The sequence below is a fragment of the Telluria antibiotica genome, from assembly GCF_011682055.1.
Classification (GTDB): Bacteria; Pseudomonadota; Gammaproteobacteria; order Burkholderiales; family Burkholderiaceae_D; genus Telluria; species Telluria antibiotica.
The window spans coordinates 40584-60835 of record NZ_JAAQOM010000006.1; the positions used below are offsets into that span (position 1 = coordinate 40584).

14 protein-coding genes are annotated in these 20252 nt (G+C 66.3%); 3 read left to right on the forward strand and 11 right to left on the reverse strand.

Going from position 1 to position 20252, the window contains the following annotated elements; translation table 11 throughout:
• Nucleotides 1-150: 150 nt before the first annotated feature.
• Together HAV22_RS11310 and glf are read left to right on the forward strand one after the other, a co-directional pair.
• Nucleotides 151-474 (forward strand): KGG domain-containing protein, encoded by a 324-nt coding sequence (locus HAV22_RS11310; protein WP_166859183.1) that lies wholly within the window; start codon nucleotides 151-153, stop codon nucleotides 472-474.
• Nucleotides 475-965: 491 nt separating this feature from the next.
• A complete protein-coding gene (gene glf, locus HAV22_RS11315; protein ID WP_166859184.1) occupies nucleotides 966-2120 on the forward strand; it encodes a UDP-galactopyranose mutase in 1155 nt (384 codons plus the stop codon).
• Here glf and HAV22_RS11320 read toward each other — a convergent pair whose 3' ends face one another.
• The 9 genes from HAV22_RS11320 to uxaC all read right to left on the reverse strand — a co-directional run bounded on the left by HAV22_RS11320 (nucleotide 2121) and on the right by uxaC (nucleotide 14902).
• The gene (locus HAV22_RS11320) at nucleotides 2121-4241 is read right to left on the reverse strand and encodes an alpha-L-rhamnosidase-related protein (RefSeq protein ID WP_166859185.1); all 2121 of its coding nucleotides are present in this window, start codon (nucleotides 4239-4241) and stop codon (nucleotides 2121-2123) included.
• Between the two features lie 133 nt (nucleotides 4242-4374).
• Nucleotides 4375-5613, reverse strand: coding sequence for a glycosyltransferase (locus HAV22_RS11325; protein WP_166859186.1), 1239 nt, complete (start codon nucleotides 5611-5613; stop codon nucleotides 4375-4377).
• Between the two features lie 409 nt (nucleotides 5614-6022).
• Nucleotides 6023-7249 carry a hypothetical protein gene (locus tag HAV22_RS11330; protein WP_166859187.1) on the reverse strand — a complete coding sequence of 409 codons (1227 nt, stop codon included), beginning with the start codon at nucleotides 7247-7249 and terminating at the stop codon, nucleotides 6023-6025.
• An 85-nt stretch (nucleotides 7250-7334) separates the two neighbouring features.
• Nucleotides 7335-8060 (reverse strand): GntR family transcriptional regulator, encoded by a 726-nt coding sequence (locus tag HAV22_RS11335; protein WP_229421188.1) that lies wholly within the window; start codon nucleotides 8058-8060, stop codon nucleotides 7335-7337.
• A gap of 19 nt (nucleotides 8061-8079) precedes the next feature.
• Entirely contained in the window at nucleotides 8080-9018 is a 939-nt protein-coding gene (kdgK, locus tag HAV22_RS11340; protein WP_166859188.1) for a 2-dehydro-3-deoxygluconokinase, read from the reverse strand.
• A gap of 49 nt (nucleotides 9019-9067) precedes the next feature.
• Complete coding sequence (locus HAV22_RS11345) at nucleotides 9068-10363, reverse strand: MFS transporter (RefSeq protein WP_166859189.1); 1296 nt, start codon at nucleotides 10361-10363, stop codon at nucleotides 9068-9070.
• 87 nt (nucleotides 10364-10450) lie between these two features.
• Nucleotides 10451-11890: a tagaturonate reductase gene (locus tag HAV22_RS11350; protein WP_166859190.1), complete on the reverse strand. Its 1440-nt coding sequence runs from the start codon at nucleotides 11888-11890 to the stop codon at nucleotides 10451-10453.
• A gap of 8 nt (nucleotides 11891-11898) precedes the next feature.
• Entirely contained in the window at nucleotides 11899-13497 is a 1599-nt protein-coding gene (locus HAV22_RS11355; protein ID WP_166859191.1) for a UxaA family hydrolase, read from the reverse strand.
• Nucleotides 13498-13507: 10 nt separating this feature from the next.
• Nucleotides 13508-14902, reverse strand: coding sequence for a glucuronate isomerase (gene uxaC, locus HAV22_RS11360; RefSeq protein WP_166859192.1), 1395 nt, complete (start codon nucleotides 14900-14902; stop codon nucleotides 13508-13510).
• A gap of 204 nt (nucleotides 14903-15106) precedes the next feature.
• Here uxaC and HAV22_RS11365 point away from each other — a divergent pair, with 204 nt between their 5' ends.
• The gene (locus HAV22_RS11365) at nucleotides 15107-16399 is read left to right on the forward strand and encodes an NCS2 family permease (RefSeq protein WP_208296152.1); all 1293 of its coding nucleotides are present in this window, start codon (nucleotides 15107-15109) and stop codon (nucleotides 16397-16399) included.
• On the opposite strand, the gene HAV22_RS11370 is transcribed toward HAV22_RS11365, so the two are convergent.
• Both HAV22_RS11370 and HAV22_RS11375 read right to left on the reverse strand, forming a co-directional pair.
• Nucleotides 16384-19035 carry a GGDEF/EAL domain-containing response regulator gene (locus tag HAV22_RS11370; RefSeq protein ID WP_166859194.1) on the reverse strand — a complete coding sequence of 884 codons (2652 nt, stop codon included), beginning with the start codon at nucleotides 19033-19035 and terminating at the stop codon, nucleotides 16384-16386. The two genes, HAV22_RS11365 and HAV22_RS11370, sit on opposite strands and share 16 nt — an antisense overlap.
• Before the next feature lie 329 nt (nucleotides 19036-19364).
• On the reverse strand, nucleotides 19365-20012 hold the full coding sequence (locus HAV22_RS11375; protein ID WP_229421189.1) for a response regulator: 648 nt from the start codon (nucleotides 20010-20012) through the stop codon (nucleotides 19365-19367).
• Nucleotides 20013-20252 lie beyond the last annotated feature (240 nt).

Below are 20252 nucleotides of genomic sequence, written 5' to 3' on the forward strand. Positions count from 1 at the left end.
ACTCATCCTACAAGCCAGCCATAAGAACTCCTATTCCGGACGCATGGTCCGGGTCGTAACATGGACTCACCTCTTCCCGACACGGCGGCTTCGACAGCCGGACCGCCAGGGAAGTGCACCAGCGCTTAACCAACTTTAAGGAGAACGATCATGGCATCGAACAACCAGCAAGGCGGTAACAAGGGTAACAACCAGAGCGGCGACACCAGCAACCGCGGTTTCGCATCGATGGACCCGCAGAAACAGCGCGAAATCGCCTCGGAAGGCGGCAAGGCCGCCCACGCTTCTGGCAATGCCCACGAGTTCACCTCGGAAGAAGCACGCCGCGCCGGCTCCATGAGCCACAAGAACGACGGCAGCCAGCAAAGCCAGGGTAGCGGCAGTCAGCAGAGCGGCAACAGCACCCGCGGCGGCACGCCGGAGCAGCACGCCAAGGCCGGCTCGCAGAGCCACAAGAACGACAACAAGCGCTGATCGCAGCGCCTGCCCGGCGCCGCCGGGCACATTGTCGACTTTCAAACCGCTGGCTTCGGCCGGCGGTTTTTGCGTTTGCGGCCGCCCCGGTCGCGGATATTCCGTGACGCGTTCGGAAACGTCCCGAAGCGCCCGGCGAGCACGCCTTTCATTCGTATTGACGCGCCCGCCCGCTCTGTTGCCCCGTCCAATTGTGCGGGGCAAAACGAGTGAAGGATGATATATTTTTTGCACTATATTTCACATTCCAATCGTTCTGTAACCGCAAGTCATTGCGGTGTTTACGCATGAACAGTGGCGCGAGAAATAGAAAGCACGCAGCGTGAGACACGGTGCCATCTGCTCGATAAAAAGCACAAGCGAAGGGGGAGAAGATAAGCAACCGGCAGCGCATGCGTGGCAAGGCGTCCGTACGGGCGGACGGCGGCGGCAGCACGCGCCGGCCGTATCCGTCGCGACGGCAAGGACAACCATCACATCAGGATAAGCGAATGAAAAAGAACATTGCCATCGTCGGGGCCGGATTTTCGGGAGCAGTCATCGCCAACCAGTTGGCCCATGCGGGCTACAACGTCGAAATCTTCGAGGCGCGCGACCATATCGCGGGCAATTGCCATTCGGAGCGCGACAGCGAGACAGGCGTCATGGTCCACGTCTATGGACCCCATATTTTCCACACCGATAACGAGCGGGCCTGGGAATTCGTGAACCGCTTCGCGGAATTCAAACCGTACGTGAACCGCGTGAAAGCGATCACGGATAACCGTGTCTTCACGTTGCCCATCAACCTCTTGACGATCAACCAGTTCTTCGGCAAGACGTTCCGCCCCGCCGAGGCGCAGGCGTTCATCCAGTCGCTGGGCGACAAGACGATCGAGAATCCGCAGACGTTCGAGGAACAGGCGCTGCGCTTCGTGGGCCGCGAGCTGTACGAAGCCTTCTTCAAGACCTATACGATGAAGCAGTGGGGGCTGCATCCGAGCGAACTGCCGGCCAGCATCCTGAAGCGCCTCCCGGTGCGCTTCAACTACGACGACAATTACTTCAACCACAAATACCAGGGCATGCCGGCGGACGGCTACACGGCGCTCGTCGAGAACGTCCTGAAGGTGCCGGGCATCACCGTCCACCTGGGTACGCGCTTCGATCCGGCGTCCAAGACCGACTACGACCACGTGTTCTACAGCGGCCCGATCGACGCGTGGTTCAAGCACGTGGAAGGCCGCCTGCCCTACCGCACGCTCGACTTCGAAGTGTTCCGCGACACGGGCGACTACCAGGGCAATGCCGTCATCAACTACTGCGACGACGCGAAGCCCTACACGCGCATCACGGAGCACAAGCATTTCTCGCCGTGGGAACAGCACGACCGCACGGTCTGCTACATGGAATACAGCCGCCAGTGCGAGGAAAACGATACGCCGTACTATCCGATCCGCCAGGCGCGCGAGAAAGCGCAGCTGGAAAAATACGTGAACCTCGCGCGCAACGAGACCAACGTGACGTTCGTCGGCCGCCTCGGCACGTACCGCTACCTCGACATGGACGTGACGATCCACGAAGCGCTGCTCACCTCGGACAAATTCCTCGAGGCCGCGCGCGAAAAAGTGCGCATGCCGGCGTTCGCGATCGATCCGCTGGCCTGATCACCGCCGCTCGACGACGTACGCCTTTCCGGGCTCCAGCGCGAGTTCGTACCGGCCGTCGGCTACCTGGCGGATCGTGCCCCTGTCGCTGCGAGGCGCCGTGCTGCTGGCGAAGCGCAGCACGCCGGCGCCCGCCGCGGCAGCGGTGACCTTGATCCGCGCCGCGTCCGCGAACACCGCGATGTCGCCGTGCGGCGTCGGCACCTTCCCGTCGATCCACGCGAGCCCGCCCAGGTCGGGTTCCACGACGTACGCCGCGTACCCCGGCTGTGTCGGCTTCACGCCCAGGTAGTATCTGCCGAGCAGGTACAGCGGACTCGCGCCCCAGGCGTGGCACAGGCTCTTGCCGAACGGCTTGCCGTACATGGCGTAGCGCGCGGCGCCCTGCACGTTCGGGTCGTATTCTTCCCAGAAGCAGGTCGCGCCCGCGCGCAGCATGCCACCCCAGTAATCCTTGATTTCCCGCGTGACCCGTGCCTGCTGCCCGCTCTCCGCGAGCGCCGCCAGTTCGTAGAATCGCATGTACGGCGTCGTGATCTTCGGCACGGCATCGTTCATGAGCACGTTGCGGCGGATGGCGTCCGCCTGCTCGGCGTCCACGTCGCCGAACAGCAGTGCGAACATGTTCGGATGCCGTGTGACGACCGGATTCGGCTTGCCGTCCTTGCGGCCGTGGATGAAGAGTTGGCGCTGCGGGTCCCAGAACGCGGCATGGATCTTCGCCTTCAGGTCGGTGGCCAGCCCGCGGTAGGTGGCCGCTTGCGCGTCGTCGTGCGCGAGCGCCGCGCAGTCGGCCATCGCTTCCAGGCTGCGCGCGAACAACAGCTGGATGACGGCCAGCTCGCCGTCCTTCGGCATGTCGGCCCAGTCGACGAACACCCAGTCCCCCGCACGCCCTTCCAGCATGCCGTCCCCGTTGCGCCGGCGCAACACGAAGTCCATCAGCGTGACCATGCGCGGATAGATCGCTTGCACGAAGTCGGCGTCGCCCGTGTACTGATAATAGTCGCGGATGCCGATGAACCAGTACAGCGAGTAGTCGAGGATCGTGTTGATGTGCATGTCGACGGGGTCCGCACCGCGCAGCGCCCACGTCGTGCGCTTGACCGTGTCGCCGTCGAAGAAGGCGTAATAATTCATCAGGTATGCCTGCACCGCGTCGCCGGACCAGATCCAGTGGTCGCGCTTGACGCCGTCGATGAAGAATTCGCGCGTGTTGAGTTCCAGGGTGCGCTGCGCAACGTCCCAGATCCGGTTCAATTCCTCGTCCGAGCTGCGGAACGTGCCGCGGTGCGCGACGGGCAGGTATTCGTACTGGAGCGCCACGTCGCCCACGCGCAGTGCGCCGTCGACGCGGATGCGCACGTAGCGCATGGCGCGCGCGGTAGGCGCGGTGAATGTGCCGCGGTGATGGGTGACGGTGAAATTGTCGAGCGTCTCGGCACCCTCTTCCGACATTGCCTCCTCCCGCGATTCGCCGTAATACAAGGTCACGCGGCCGTTGCCGGTCAGGTTCTTCAATTGAACGAAACCCGTGGTTTCCTGGCCGAAGTCGACGAGGATGCCGTGTGCGTCACGCTCGATGGCGACGGGACGCACCTCGCGGGTGGCCAGGCGGAAGTGCGATGGCGGCTCGTCCGCCGCAGTGAGACGCCAGTGGGCCGCATGGACGGCCGTCGGCACATTCGGCCGCGGCCCGACCGTCCACGAAGCGTCGGACCGGATCGTCGTGCCCTGCACGAGGACTGCCGGCGGCGACGCGGGATTGTAGACCTGGATATTCAGCGCGTGCCTGCCGGCCGGTACGTGGATGTGGCGCTGGTCACCGTGGACGAAACGGCCGTCGATGGCGACGTTGTACGTGCCTTCGACGGTGACGAGGATGTCTTCGGGCGCGGCGAGGTCCACCTGGCGCATGAAGTTCACTTGCGGCTGGTGGCTGTACAGGCGCCAGAACGGCGGCCAGGCGACGTCGCGCTCGACGCGCTGCACCTGCATCCGGTTGCTGAGCCAGATCTCGATATCGCCCGGGGCCCAGATCCAGGTCGCCGCGTGTTGCGCGCACGCGGCGCCGCACAGGAGTGTCAGCACGAGGCCGATGAAGAATGAATACAGTCGCATCGGCGCATTGTATTCACGCGCCGCCCCGCCCAGGGCGCGTCACGCGAAATAATCGGCCCGCTGAGCGATTTCCGAGTGATGCGTGACGCGTCACGCAAAAGGCCGGCGTGCGTACGCCGGCCCGTGGTACGTCTTAGCCGGCTGCCTTCGCCATGCCATCCTTCGGTGCCATGCGCGACGCCAGCGCCGCGATCGGCAGCGGATTGACGTTCTCGGCATTGACGACGTCGTCGAAGTCCGCCTCTTCCGCACGCGCGATGAAGCGCTGGGCCTTGTTGCTGGGCGCGGTCGTCTCGATCAGTTGGTGCATGCTGGCGGCCGTCTTGTCCCACGACGTGTTGGCGACGATCGCGCGCATGCGGTCGACCAGCGCCGATTTCTGCGCATCGTTCATCGCCAGCATGCGGTCGCACGCCGCGATGAATTTTTCCGGCGTGTCGGCGATGGCGACGACGTCGCCGTACGGCACCTTCACGTCCGTGATCGGCGTGCTGACGGACGGCAGTTCGGCCGCCATGTATTCCAGCACCTTGGTCGGGCTGATGAACTTGGTCGATTCGTTCAGCGCGAACGGCAGCAGGCAGACGTCCCAGCCGGCCAGGAATTGCGGCAGCTGGTCGTACGTGCGCTGGCCCATGTAATGGATGTTGTTCGCGCGCGGCAGGTTGGCCGGGTCGATCTTCACCACCGGACCCACGAGCACGATCTGCCAGTCCGGACGGGCTGCGGCGACCTCGCTGATCAGGTCCGTGTCGAAGCGCTCGTCGATCACGCCGTAGAAGCCGAGGCGCGGACGCGGCAGGTGGTTCTGCTCGGCGTGGCTGTCGTCGCGGTCGAGGGCCTTGCGGAAGTGCTTGGCGTCGACGCTGCTGGAGAAGCAATGCGCGTTCGCGTGGCGGTCGCGCTTGGACTGGTACAGGCTCGGGCCACCCGTGAAGCACAGGTCGGCGATGTTCAGCAGCGCGTTCTCACGCTGCAGCAACTGTTTCGGGGCATTCTTGAAAGCGGCCAGTTCGTCCATGCAGTCGTAGATGACGAGAGCCGGGTCGAAACCTTGCAGCAAAGGCAGGGCCATCGGCGTGTAGAACCAGACGACGGGGCGCTCGCGTTCCGGGACGAGGTCGGCCAGCAGCGTTTGCAAGGTCGGGATCTGGTCGTCGTGGAAGCCGGGGGCCTGGATGCCGGTATGCGGCTGGCACACCGTGATGTTCGGCGCGACGGCCGTCTTCTTCAGGTGCGCCTCGCCCTCGTCATACACCGGCTCCTCGACGAACAGGATTCGGTAGTGTTCCGCCAGGCGAGTCATGAGGTGCTGGGGGCGCTGGAAGACGAAGTCCCAGCGCAGATGGCAAAACACGATCAGGGTCGGCATGTTCATTTCCTTTCGCCTTGGGGCGTTCTAGTTGATCTGGATTCAAGGCCAGCCACTGATGCATCGATGCTTGGAAAACACCGACAGATCAGATGCCGGACCAGTGCATCGTATCATGCAAGTTTCTTAAGATTTTCATTTATGCATTGCAATATTTGCATCAGGAAAGGCGCAAACGGCGCGACTGTCCGGGTCTCCCTGGGAGAGCTCGGCAGAGTGCTCAACCTTGTAAGTTCCCTCCTACGCGGACAGTAGAAAAAACACTACGAAATCGCATCGCCTGCGCTTGCGTGACAGCCCGTGCGCACGGTCCGTGCGGGGTGTTTTCAGAGGGAGAACGCCGCGCCGGGCGGCGCGGCGGCAGCGCTGACGGGACCTGTCCGGCACCCGCTACGCATGACGGTCGAGATCAGGCCGAAAGATAGGGTTCCGCGCTTTCCGGCTCGCCCGCCGCATCGAAGCCACGGGCCAGCAGGATGCCGTCCAGGCCGACCGTGCCCAGCGCGTCGCACAAGTCTTCCAGCTCCGCTTCCAGGTGCGCGGCCAGGTCGAGCGGCTTGTCGACGGTGGCCAGCGGCGCGCCGCCGTCGAGCGGGTACAGGTTGATGCGCAGCACGGCCTCGCCATTCGCCTCGACGGGCGCGACGACGGCCTTGATGCGGTCCGGCGCGCGCTGCTGCTCGTCCAGTCGCTGGTTGACTTCAGCCAGGGTGGCCAGCATCGACAGCTCGCCCACGCCCTGCTCCTTGGCGCCGTAGAACAGGTCCTGGTACAGGAAATTCAGCTCGACGCCGGCCGGATGGCTGGACAGGCAGCGCTGCAGCAGCGGCGCGACACTCCCTGCCCACATGCGGTAGCGGGCCATGCGTCCTTCGAAATACGCGTCGCCTTCCGCCTCGTCCGTCGGCACGTCGTAGAACGGGTCGTCCGCCGCCTTCAGCGAGAAACCGAGGAGGAAACGCAGTTCCATCGCCTCGTCGTCCGGCCCGTAGTCGCTGCCCTCCCACGGCCGCATGGTGGCCGCGATGGCGGGCGTGGCCACGAGCTTGCGCGAGCGCATGGCGGCATAGGCTTCGCGCAGTATCTCCTGCAGATCGCTGTAGCGGATACGGTCGACGCCGTCGAGGTCGTACAGATGACGCACGAGGACGATGCGCGTGCCGGGGCTGGCGAGGCCGGCCTGGCGAAAACTGTCGATCAGCGCTTCGAAATCGGCGTCGTCGCGGAACACGTCCGTCTCGACGAGGCCGCCCGTGCTGTGAACGAACAGCGGGATCATGAACGCGTCGATCTCCATCTCCACGTCGTTGTCGCCGCGCACGTGCAGGGTGGCCGCTTCTTCCTCGACGCGTTCGCGCAGCAGGCGGCAGCAGTCCGCGTCCGTGTAGCGGGCGACCTCGATGGCGCCGCCCAGCACGTCGTCGTGCTTGCGCCGCAGCAGCCGGCGGATCAGCACCGTGAGGTCCTGCCGCCGTGCCGCGAGCGTGGCCGGGTCGGCGGATTCCCGCTCGGTGATCTCGAGCGCCAGGTCGACGAGGTTCTGCGCGAGCGCGTCGGGATCCGCTTCGACCGGCTTGGCGGGCTTGCGGTTGGGCTGGGCCGACGGGCCCTTGGCCGGGCGCTTGTTGTTGGGCATGGCAGACTTCATCAAAGTGGACAAGGTGCCATGGTAGCAAATCGGTCGCGCGAGACCCAAGCCCGGCGCGCTTCCGGGCATGGCGTCAGCGCGCGGGCCGGGTGTCGAGGTGCGTCGTGAAGAATTCCGGACGCAGCTTGCGCGTGACTTCCAGCACGGGCATCACGTGGTCGAGGTGCTCGCGCATGGCGGCGACGGCACGCGCGGGATCGCGCGCCTCGATGGCGTCGACGACGGCCCGGTGCTCTTCCAGCACGCCGGCCATGCGGCCCTCGAGCGGCAGCGTGAGCTGGCGGTAGCGGTCCATCTGCGTCTTGGCCTGCTGGATGATGGGCCACACGCCCGGATAGCCCGACAGTTCGGCCAGCAAGGCGTGGAAGCGCTCGTCCGTGCGATGGAACGCGCCGAAATCGTTCGCGCCGATGGCGGCTTCCTGCTCGGCCAGGATCGCGCGCAGGCGCACCGCGTCGTCGGGGCCGACGCGCGCGGCCGCTTTTTCGATGATCGCCGTCTCCAGCGCATGGCGGACGAGATTCGCCTCTTCCAGCGCGTCCAGCGGGATGCGCGCGACGAACGTGCCGGAGCGCGGCACGATCTCGATCAGCCCCTCGTCGGCCAGCCGCTGCACGGCCTCGTGCACGGGCGTGCGGCTCGTGCCGAATTCCTCGGCGATGTCGCGCTCGACGACGCGCGTGCCGGGCAGCATGGTCATCTCGACGATGCGCCGGCGCAGGCACACGTACACGCGGCGCGACGCGCTCAAGCCGTTTTCGGCCTCGCCCACGGTGGCAGGTGGAGTCAAGGTGTTCATGGTTGGAAGTGTAGCGTGTTCACTCGCCCGGCATCGCGTCGCGCGGGATGATGGCGCCGCGGTGGCGGATCACGGTGCCGGCCAGGCGGTGGCCGGCGCGCGCCGCGTCGTCCGGGCCCTTGCCGGCCAGGCGCGCGGCCATGTACGCGGCGCCGAACGAATCGCCGGCCGCCGTCGTGTCGATGACGTCGCGTACGGGAGCGGGCGCGACCTCGTGCAGGATGCCGTCGTGCCAGACGACGCACGGCGCCCCGCCGCACTTGACGACGACTTCGCCCACGCCCAGCGCGCGCGTGCGCTCGACGACGGCATGCGCGTCGGCCGGACCGTACAGCGCGACCTCGTCGTCCAAGGTGAGCAGCGCGATGTCGGCGTGTGCGAGCACGCGGCCGTAGACCTCGCGCGCCACGTCGGGGCTCTCCCACAGGCGCGGGCGGTAGTTGTTGTCGAAGACGACGGTGCCGCCGGCCGCGCGGCACTGCGCCAGCGTGGCGATCAGGCGGTCGCGGTCGGTCGGAGCGAGGATCGCTAGGCTGATGCCCGACAAATAGACCATGCGCGCGCCGGGCAGCCGCTCGAGCACCGCGCCCGCGCCCGGCGCCGCGAGCCAGTGACGCGCAGCCGAGTCGCGGCGCCAATAGTGGAAGCGGCGCTCGCCATCCGGGTCGGTCTCGATCATGTAGATGCCCGGCAGGCGGTCAGGCAGTTGCTGCACGCACGACGTGTCGATGCCCTCGCGCGCCCACGCGGCCAGCATCTCGGCGGACATGCCGTCGGCGCCGAGGCCCGTCACGTACGCCACGCGGACGTGCTCGGGATCGAGCAGGCGCGCCATGTACACGGCCGTGTTCAGCGTGTCGCCGCCGAAGCGGTAATCCATCGTGCCGCCCTGCCCTTGCGCGGTCTTCTGCAATTCGATCATGCATTCGCCGATCGCGTAGACGGTGTGTGCGCCCATCGTTGGTCCTTGTCGTCGTGTCGTTGTTCGTGGTGGTCAGCCCGGCAGTTTACCGGATACCGGCGACGGCCGGGGCATCCGTTTTGGCGGGCATCCGCGGGCCGCCGTCGCGTACCAGCGTCCACACGACGATGGCCGCCAGGACGTCGAACACGGCGAGCACGACGAACATCGGGCTGTAGCCCGTATGCGTGACGAGCACGCCGAACAGCAACGTGAACAGCGTGGCGCCCAGGTAGCCGGACATGCCGGCCAGGCCCGTCGCCGTCGCCACCTCGTTCTTGCCGAAGACGTCGGACGTGATCGCGTACAGCGCGCCGGACAAGGTCTGGTGTGCGAAGCCGCCGATGCAGAGCAGGAAGATCGCCGCGTACGGGCTCGCCACGAGGCCGATGCAGCCGGGTGCGATCATGCACAGCGACCCGAACGCCATGACCCATTTGCGCGAGTCGAACAGCGACACCTTCAGGTGCCGGTGCACGAACGGCGACAGGTAGCCGCCCAGCACGCAGCCGATGTCCGCCGCCAGGAACGGCAGCCACGCGAACGCCGCGATCTCCTTCAGGTTCATGTGCCGTTCCGTCGCCATGTACAGCGGGATCCACGCATTGAACGTCTGCCAGGCCGGCTCCGACAGGAAACGCGGGATGGCGATCGACCAGAAGTTGCGGCTCCTGACGATCTGGCGCCAGGATGCCTTCGCCGCGCTGTCCTGGTGCTTCGCTTCCTGGCCCGCGAGGATGTAGTCGCGTTCCTCGTCCGACAGCAGCTTCTGGTCGCGAGGGTGCTTGTAGAACACGGACCACAGCAACGTCCAGGCGATACCCAGTACACCCACGATGACGAAGGCCCACTGCCAGCCCGCGTGCAGGATCGCCCACACGACCAGGGGCGGCGCGCACAGGGCGCCGATCGACGAGCCGATGTTGAACCAGCCGATCGCGACGGAGCGCTCGCGCGCGGGGAACCACTCCGTCGTCGCCTTGACGCCGGCCGGGATGCCCGCCGCTTCCGTCAGGCCCAGCAAGCCGCGGAAGAACGCCATGCTCTGCCAGCCGGACGCCAGCGCCGCGCATGCGCACGCCAGCGACCACGCGAACGCGAACACGGCGAAGCCGATCTTCGTGCCGATCGCATCCAGCACGAAGCCCGCGACAGGCTGCATGACGGCATAGCAGACCTGCCACGCGACGACGATGTACGAGTACTCTTTCGTGTCGATGTGCAGGTCGGTCATCATCGTGGGCGCCGCCACGGACAGCGTGTTACGCGCCAGGTAGTTGACGATCAGGCCGAGCGTGACGAGCCCCACCATCCACCAGCGCATGCCCTTCAATTTGTTCATCGTGTCTCCTGTTGCGCCTGGTCGGGCGCGAGCTCCCGGACCGCTCGGCATGCCGGCGGTCTCTCTCGATCGGTTGTGATGTGCGGATCAGGCCAGCAGCGCGCGGATGCCCTGGCTCTCGATGTCGCGCAGATTTTCGGCCAACTGCGCGGCCAGTTGCGCGCCCAGGCCCGGCACGGCGTTCAGGTCGCGGCCCCACAGCGGGGCATGCGCGAGCCAGCCGCGTGCGAGGTCGTCCAGCGACCACTCGCCCGCGCCCACCTTGTCCCAGCCGGCGCGGAACCACGCCAGCGTGGCCGGATCGTCCGCCAGGTCGATGACGCCGCCGCGGTACAGCACCATCGTCGCGGCCATCGCCAGCACGAGGCGGCGCGGCAGGCGGCCGTCGTGCAGCTCGGCGTAGCGAAGCAACTGTGGCAGCACGCGCGCGGCGAACTTGCTCCAGCTGTTCAGCGCGATCGACGCGAGCCGGTGGTGGATGGCCGGGTTGCGGAAGCGGCGCAGCACGTCGGCCGCGAATGCCTCGAGGTCGGCGCGGTCCATCTCGAGTGCCGGGATGATCTCCTCGTCGATGGCGGCGCGCAGGAAGGCACCGACCTGCTCGTCGTCGACGGCCGGGCCGACGGCTTCCAGGCCGGCCAGCAACGCGACCGGCACGAGCGTCGTGTGGCCGCCGTTCAGGATGCCGACCTTGCGCTTCTTGTACGGCGTGATGTCGTCGACGAGCTTGACGTCGAGGTACGCGCCGGCCAGCTTCAGTTCCTCGCCGACGAAGGCCGGGCCCTGGATCACGAACAGGTAATAGTATTCGGCCGCGACGAGGAACGGGTCGGCATAACCCAGTTCCCGCTCGATCTGCGCGGCGTCCGCGGCCGGATAACCGGTGACGATGCGGTCGACGAGCGTATTGCAGAACGTGCACGCGTCGCCGATCCACGCGGTGAAACCTGCCGGCAACTGCCACAGGCGTGCATAGTGCAGCACGGCGTTCTTCAGCGCGTCGCCGTTCTTGTCGATCAGTTCGCACGGCAGCAGGATCACGCCTTTGTCCTGCGCGCCCTCGTACGCGAGATGGCGGGCGAACAGCAGTTGCGTGAGCTTGGCGGGGAAGGTCACGGGCGGCGCGTCGGCGTAGCGGTCGGTCTCGTTGACGGTGATGCCCGCCTCCGTCGTGTTGGAGACGACGAAGCGCAAGTGCGGATTCGCGGCCTGCGCGAGATAGTCGGCGTACATCGTGGCCGGGTCGATCTCGCGCTGCACGCATTCGACGGTGCGGTATTGCTTGACGGGCTGCCCGGCCTCGTCGAGGCCGCGCACGAGCACCGTGAACAGGCCGTCCTGCACGTCCAGCAGCGGCGCGGCGCCACCGCCCCGCGGGCGCACGACGACGACGCCGGCATCGAGGCCCGTGCGTTCGTTCAGCAGGTCGACCTGCCAGTCGAAGAAGCCGCGCATGAAGTTGCCCTGGCCGAATTGCAGGATCTTGACGGGATGTGCGAACGGTGTGGTGCGGCGGAGTTGGTTCATGTGGGTCCTTACAGCGAGATATCGCGTTTCCAGAAAATGAAGTCGTATTGCTGCAGCCGGTCGGCCTTGCACTTGTATTGCCCGCCCGCCGTCGCGACGACCATGTCGAACAGGCCGCGCGCCACGTCCGGCAGCGGTTTGCCCTCGATGATGGGGCCGCAGTCGTAGTCGATCAGGTCAGAGAGCTTCGCGGCAACGCGGCTGTTGCTGGAGATTTTCAGCACCGGCACGATCGGGTTGCCCGTCGGCGTACCGAGGCCCGTCGAGAACAGCACGACGTTCGCGCCCGATGCGACAATGCCCGTGACGGATTCGACGTCGCCGCCCGGTGTGCACAGCAGCGCGAGGCCCTGCTTGTCGGCCTGCTCGCCGTAGTCCAGCACGGAGACGATCGGGGACGTGCCGCCTTTCTTCGCCGCGCCGGCCGATTTCATCGCGTCCGTGATCAAGCCGTCGCGGATATTGCCCGGGCTCGGGTTGTCGGCAAAGTGCGTGCCCACGGCGAGCGCGCGCTGTTCGAAGTCGCGCATCATGCCGAGGAAGCGGCGCTTGTCGTCGTCCTCGACGCAGCGTTCGATCAGGCTTGCTTCCACGCCGCACAATTCCGGGAACTCGGCCAGGATCGACGAGCCGCCCACGGCGACGACCATGTCCGACACATAACCCATCGCCGGATTCGCCGAGATGCCGGAAAAGCCATCCGACCCGCCGCATTTCACGCCGATCTTCAGGTGCGACAGCGGCACCGGTCGGCGCACGACCTTGTTCGCTTCCTTCAGGTGCGACAGCGTGTCCTGCAGCACGGCCTTCATCATTTTTTCTTCGCTGTCCCACTGCTGCTGCTCGTAGATCAGCACGGGCTTGTCGAAGCGGGGATTCTGTTTGGCGAGTGCGTCCTTGAACATGCCGATCTGCGCGTTCTGGCAGCCGAGCGAAAACACGGTGATGCCGGCCACGTTCGGGTGGTCGGCATACGCGGCGAGGATCTTGCACAGCGAGCGCGCGTCCGCGCGCGTGCCGCCGCAGCCGCCGTTGTGCGTGATGATGCGCACGCCGTCCACATTGGGAAACGGACGGACGACAGGCTTCGGGGCCTCCATGTCTTCGCCGAGCAGCTGGAACGTCAGCGACGCGAGGTCGTTCGTCGCATAACCGAGCGGGCCCTCCAGCGCGTTGCGCAGGTGCTCGACGTTGCGGTTCTCGCAGAACACGAGGGGGAAGATCAGCCAATGGTTCGCCGTGCCCACGCGGCCGTCCGCGCGGACGATGCCGTCGAACGTCGCTTCGTCCAGGTGCGCCACGTCGGGCGGGGTCCACGTGTAGGGCTTCGATTCTCCGATTTCCACTTCGGACGCGTAGTGGGCAAGATTGTCCGTCGTGACGGCCTCGCCCTTGCGGATGGGCTGCGTGGCCTTGCCGACGACGACGCCGTACATCGTCAGCAGATCGCCCGCGGCGAAGGCGCGGCGCGCCAGCTTGTGCTTGGTCTTGATCGGTGTCGACACGAGGATGTTCTCCCCGTTCCACGTCACGACGTCACCCGGCGCCAGGTCGGCCAGGGCGACCAGCATGCTGTCGTCCGGGTGAATGCAGATCACTTTTTGCATGGTTGCCCAATCAGAGCTTGAAATAGTTCTTCGCGTTGTCGTAGCAGATGCCGCGCACGATCGTGGCGAGCGCGTCGAAGTCGTCCGGATACTCACCGGCGGCCACCCACTCGCCCAGCTGGCGGCACACGAGGCGGCGGAAGTAGTCGTGGCGCGGGTACGACGCGAAGCTGCGCGAATCCGTCACCATGCCGACGAAGACGCCCAGCACGGAATGGTTGCCGAACGCGAGGAGCTGGTTCAGGTTGCCGAGCTTGTGGTCGTTGAACCACCACGCCGGACCGAACTGCACCTTGCCTGCCACGCTGCCGTCCTGGAAGTTGCCGATCATCGTCGACAGCACGTCGTTCATCGCCGGGTTCAGGTTGAACAGCATCGTTTTCGGCAGCTGGTCGTGGGCGTCCAGCGCGGACAGCAGCGCGACGAGGCCGTTACTGGTCGTCATGTCGGAAATCGAATCGAAGCCCGTGTCCGGACCGAGGGTCGCCAGCATGCGCGCATTGTTGTTGCGCATGGCGCCGATGTGGAAGCACATCGTCCACTCGTATTTCGCATAGACGGCGCCGATGGCTTCCAGCAGGCCGCGCAGGTACTGCGCCTGTTCGAGGTCGCCCAGCAGCTCGCCGCGCATGCGCTTGGCGAACATGGCTTCCAACTGGTCCGCCGTGGCGGCGACCGTGGGCAGCGCGATGTCGATCGCGTGGTCGGAAATGCGGCCGCCGCGCGCGTGGAAGTAATCGACGCGCTTGGCCAGCGCGGCGAGGAGCGTCGCGAACGAATCGATGTTGACGTCCGCGACCTGCGCCAGGTGCGCGACGTACTCGACGAAGCCGGGGTTGTTGATGCGCATGGCCTTGTCGGGACGGTAGGCCGGCAGCACGCGCGTCTTCAGCGCCGATTTTGCGATCTCGGCGTGCTGCAGCAGGTCGTCGGCCGGGTCGTCCGTCGTGCAGGCGATTTCCACCTTCGCCTGCTCCAGGAACGTCCACGTGTCCATCGTCGCGAGCTTCGCGTTGGCCTGTTCCCAGATCGCTTCCGCGTTCTTCTCGTTGATGACGAGGTCGATGCCGAAGATGCGGCGCAGCTCCAGGTGGCTCCAGTGGTAGATCGGGTTGCCGATGGCGAGCGGGAGCACCTTGCAGAACGCGAGGAATTTTTCCTTGTCCGACCGCTCGCCCGTGCAGTAATCCTCGGACACGCCGGCCGTGCGCATCAGGCGCCATTTGTAGTGGTCGCCGCCCAGCCACAGCTCGGCGATGTTGCGGAACGTCTTGCGCGCGGCGATCTCGCCCTGCTGCAGGTGCGAGTGGTAGTCGATCACCGGCAGGTCGGCTGCGACCTCGTGGTACAGCTTGCGGGCGACGTTGGTCGTGAGGAGGAAATCCTGGTCCATGAAGGCGGTCATGTCGTGTTGCTCCTGGCAGTTGAACTGATATATCAGAATGGTATGCCTAATATATTACCGGCGCAAGTGCTCTTTTTCAGATGTTCACTATCATCCTGGCCGCCTTCGCCGGGCCCGGGGTCGGATGTTATGCTTCGGTCATCGGACTCGAGATGCATACGAACAACAACGGGTCCGCAACCATGCCTTTGGAGCCAAGACCCCATGCTCGAACAATTATTCAAACTACGCCAGAGCGGCACCGACACCCGGACGGAAATCCTCGCTGGCGTGACCACCTTCCTCACGATGGCGTACATCATCTTCGTCAACCCGACGATCCTCGGCGACGCCGGCATGCCGAAGGACGCCGTATTCGTCGCCACGTGCATCGTCGCCGCGCTGGGCAGCCTCGTCATGGGCCTGTACGCCAACTACCCCATCGCGATGGCGCCCGGGATGGGCCTGAACGCCTACTTCGCGTACGCCGTCGTGCTGGGCATGAAGGTGCCCTGGCAGGCGGCACTGGGCGCCGTGTTCGTGTCCGGCTGCCTGTTCATCCTCGTCTCCGTGTTCGGGCTGCGCGCGCTGATCGTGAACGGCATCTCGCGCTCGTTGCGGGTCGCGATCACGGCGGGCCTCGGCATGTTCCTCGCGCTGATCGCGTTCAAGAGCGCAGGCATCGTCGTCGCCAGCCCGGCGACGCTCGTGCAAGCGGGCGACCTGCACAAGCCGGAAGCCATCATGGCCGTCGTCGGCTTCCTGTTGATCGTCACCCTGGACCGCCTGAAGGTGCGCGGCGCGATCCTGATCGGCATCGTCGTCGTGACGATCCTCTCGTTCTTCTTCGGCGGGAACACGTTCCGCGGCCTCGTGTCGGCCCCGCCGTCGATCGCGCCCACGTTGCTCCACCTGGACGTCAAGGGCGCGCTGGGCGTCGGCATCCTGAACGTCGTGCTCGTGTTCTTCCTCGTCGAGCTGTTCGATGCGACGGGCACCCTGATGGGCGTCGCGAGCCGCGCGGGCCTGCTCGTCGAAGGCAAGATGGAGCGCTTGAACAAGGCCCTGCTGGCCGACAGCGCCGCGATCGTCGCCGGCTCGCTGCTCGGCACGTCGAGCACCACCGCGTACATCGAAAGCGCCGCGGGCGTGCAGGCCGGCGGCCGTACGGGCCTGACGGCACTGACGGTCGCCGTGCTGTTCCTCGCCTGCCTGTTCATCGCGCCGCTGGCGGGTGTCGTGCCCGCGTACGCGACGGCGCCCGCCCTGCTGTTCGTCGCCTGCCTGATGCTGCGCGACGTCGGCGACATCGATTGGAGCGACACGACGGAAGCCGTGCCGGCCGCCATCACGGCGCTCGTGATCCCGTTTACCTACTCGATCGCGGAAGGCATCGCATTCGGCTTCATCACGTATGCGCTGCTGAAGCTGACGACGGGACGCGCGCGCGAAGTGAAGCCCGTGATCTGGGTGATCGCCGCCCTCTTCGCCTTCAAGATCGTCTACATCGGGACCTGACCGGCTCCTCGCGCGAGCAGCGCCGCGAACTGCGGCGCCGGCACGGCCCGGCTGAACAGCCAGCCCTGCACGTGATCGCACCCGAGCCCGGCCAGCAGTTCCAGCTGGCCGGGTGTCTCCACCCCTTCCGCCACGACGGACAGCCGCAAGCCGTGCGCCATCGCGATGACGGCACGCGCGATCGCGAGGTCGTCCGCGTCCGTTTCCAGTTCGTGCACGAACGACCGGTCCAGCTTCAACCGGTCGACGGGAAAGCGCTTCAGGTAGTTCAGGTTCGAATAGCCGGTGCCGAAATCGTCGATGGCGAGCCGGACGCCCAGGTCTTTCAACTGCGCGAGCAGCGCGAAGCTCTTGCCGGCGTCGGCCATCGACGCGCTTTCCGTCAGCTCCAGCTCCAGCAATTCCGGAGCAAGTTCGCAGTCGTCCAGCACGCGCCGCACCGTGCCGAGGATGCTGTCGTCGAACTGGTGCGCGGACAGGTTCACCGCGATGGGCACCACCGGCACGCCCGCGCGGTGCCACGTGCGCAACTGGTCGCACACCTGTTCCAGTACCCATTCGCCGATCTCGAGGATCAGATCCGATTCCTCGGCCAACGGCACGAACTCCGTCGGCGGCACGAAGCCGCGCTCCGGATGGCGCCAGCGCAGCAACGCCTCCGCGCTCGCGATGCCGCCGCCCACCGCGATCTGCGGCTGGTAATGCAATTCCAGCTCGTCCCGTTCGAGCGCGCGGCGCAGCGCGTTCTCCAGTTTGAAGCGGTCGTTGGCGCCGCTGTTGAGTTCCGGCCGGTAGAACGCGCAGCGCTGGCTGGCGCCGTCCGCGGCCTGGCGCAGCGCCGTCTCCGCACCGCGGGCCAGCGTCTCGTAGGCCACGCCGTCGTTCGGATAGACGGCGATGCCGATGGCCGGGTCGAGGTGGAATTCCTCCTGGTCGTGCGTGTACGGCGCGCCGAGCGCGGCGAGCAAGCGGCGGGCGCACGGGGCCAGTTCCGCGGCGTCGGCGCGCTGCAGCAGGAATGCGAACGCACCTTCCGAAAAGCGCGCGACGAAGTCCGGGCCGGCCACCTCGCGCAGCCGGTTGCCGGCCTCCTGCAGCAAGGCCTGTTCGGCGACCGGCCCGAGTGCTTCGCGAATCAGCGCCATGCGCCCGAAGCGCACGAGCATGAAGCCGAGGATGCCGCCGTCGTCGCGCGCCTCCGCCTTCATGCGGCGCAGGCGCTCGCGCAACAGGTCGCGGTTCGGCAGGCCCGTGACGCTGTCATAGTTGTTGGCATAGTGCAGGCGTTGCTCCGCGCCGCGCAATTCCGTCACGTCGACACCCGTGGCGAGGACGCATTCGACGGTGCCGTCCTCGCGCCGCAGCTGCGTGTGCGTCCAGGCGATGCTGCGCGTGCGGCCGGCCTTCGTGCGCCAGTCGCCCTGCAGGCGCGGCGGCGGCGTGCCGTCCGCCAGGCCCGCGAGCGCACGGCGCATGGCGTCGGGGTCGTCCGCGCCGCGCACGACGTCCCAGTAGAAGCGGCCCAGCGCGTGGCGTGCGCGGCAGCCCAGCGATTCCTCGCAGGCGCGGTTGAACGTCACGATGCGCCCATCCGGATCCGTCTGGAGCACGAGGGTGCCTGCCGACTCCACGATGGCGGACAAGCGGTTGCGTTCGGAGCGCAGCGCCGCCGTGCGCTCGGCGACGAGCGCTTCCGCCCGCGTGTACAGGCGCGCGCGCTCGAGCGCGAGGGCGACCTGTTGCGCCACGCTGGCGAGCAGTTGCCGGTCCTCTGCGGCGAAGCCCTCGCGCGCCGCTCGCACGTGCAGCAAGCCAAGGGGGCGCCCGCCCGTCTGCAGCGGCAAGCAGACGACCGCCGCGGCGCCGGCGGTCGGGTCCTGTGCGCATCCGCACTCGTGCGGTCCCGGCACGTCGCCGCCCTGCGCCAGCGGGCGCGTGACGCCGTCCGCATCGAGCGCGGCGATGGCGGCGCCGGCGACGGACGGCACGCGCAGCAAGTGGTCGAGCGCGGCGTGCGCGACGTCGCCCTCGCCGGCGGCCTCGTTGAGGGCGGCCGCGATGTTGCCCACGATGGCCAGCGAATCGACCGTCCGCGCCAGTTCCGCCCCCTGGGCGGCCAGTTCGGCATTCAGTCGCAGCGCCTCGTCATGCGTGGCGACGAGCAGTTCGTGGATGTGGCGCCGCTCTTCGGCCATGACGTCCAGCGGCCCGGCAAGGTTGCCCGCGGCGCGGCCATGCAGGATGCGGCGCACGCGGGCGCGCATCTGGGCGTCGTCGTAGGGCTTGCGCACGAAGCCGTCCGCGCCCGCCTCCAGGCTGCGCACGAGGTCCTGCAGGCTGGTGAGGCGTGTGAACAGCAGGACGGGCACGGCGGCCAGCCGCGGGTCGTCCTTCAGCGCGCGGCACAGCATGTAGCCGTCCATGCCGGGCATGGCGATGTCGCTGATGACGAGGTGGGGCACGTGCTCGCGCGCGGCCTGCAGCGCGGACGCGCCGTCCGCCGCCACGCGTACGTGCGCGGGGCAATCCTGATCCTGTGCGAGCAATTGCGCGAGATGGCGGGCCTGGGTGGGGCTGTCCTCGGCCACGAGGATGTCGTACGGCCGGGTGGAGTGCTCTGTCGCGTGCGTGGTCATGATGGGATACTCCCGGTCCGTGACTCGGTCAGCGGCCGTGACGGCACGCTGCGGCCAGCGGTAATCCCTACATGCCGGCCTTCGACGTATTGCTTTGGCATTAATGCTTTGATACTAGCCAAGATAGCGAAGCATTAATATGCGACCGAGGGCCGGCAGCCGTCCGCGACTGTATTTACACTTGCAACGATGTCTGTCCGTTTTACACGGATTTCACACTTGGCGACACAATTTCACGCGCAGACTTCACATTGGCTGTCGCGAATTTTATGACAGCCGTACTTTAACAATGTTTCAATATTGGAACAAAAACAACACTTGTCCGGGGTTCAGCCGGCCAAGCCGTGCTGCAGCGCATAGCGGATCAGCGCGGCGTTCGTCGATAACCCCATCTTGCGGAAGATACGGCTGCGGTAGGTGTTGACGGAACTGATGCTGATCCCCAGTTCGGCGGCCACCTGCTTGATCTGCAGGCCGGCACCGATCAGCGCGACGATTTCCGCCTCGCGCGGCGTGAGGCTGTGGTGCGGCGGCCGGTCGCCCGGCAGCGTCTCCTGCGCGAGCAGCGCGCCGACACGCGGGCCGATCCACGTGCCTCCCTGCGCCGCGCGGCGCACGGCGTCCACGAGCTCGGCGGACGCCATCGCCTTCGACACGTAGCCGAGCGCCCCGGCGCGCAACGCGGCAAGCGCATAGCGCTCCTCCGGATGCATGCTGAGGATGACGACCCGCAGGTCGGCAAAGTGGCGGCGCAATTCGGCGAGTCCGTCCAGCCCGTCGAAGTCGGGCAGCGTCAGGTCCAGGATCACGACGTCCGGGCGAACCTGGGCGATTAGAGCGATGGCTTGCTTCAAGTCCGCGGCTTCGCCGACGATTTTTAGGTCGACGCAGGGCCGTACGATCTTCTTGATTCCTTCCCGGATCAATTCATGATCGTCGGCGATGACTAGCCTGATCAAAGTGCTCCCTTCACACATTCACGCCGGTATGTCGGCAAAGTAGAGATTTTAGGCAACAGTTGCCCGGAATTGCAAACATAATCATTCTTTAGTTGACAATTGCATTATCTTTCGATTCGTTCCTCCACGTCAATATGTAAAATTTCCGCGCGAAAGTATTTCCGTCGGCGCTTTGGGCTACAATGTCGCCTCCGCCGGCGGAGCTCGCCCGGCAGACGATCCGTGAACTCCAGGCTGTTCATCGCTTCGATGGCGACG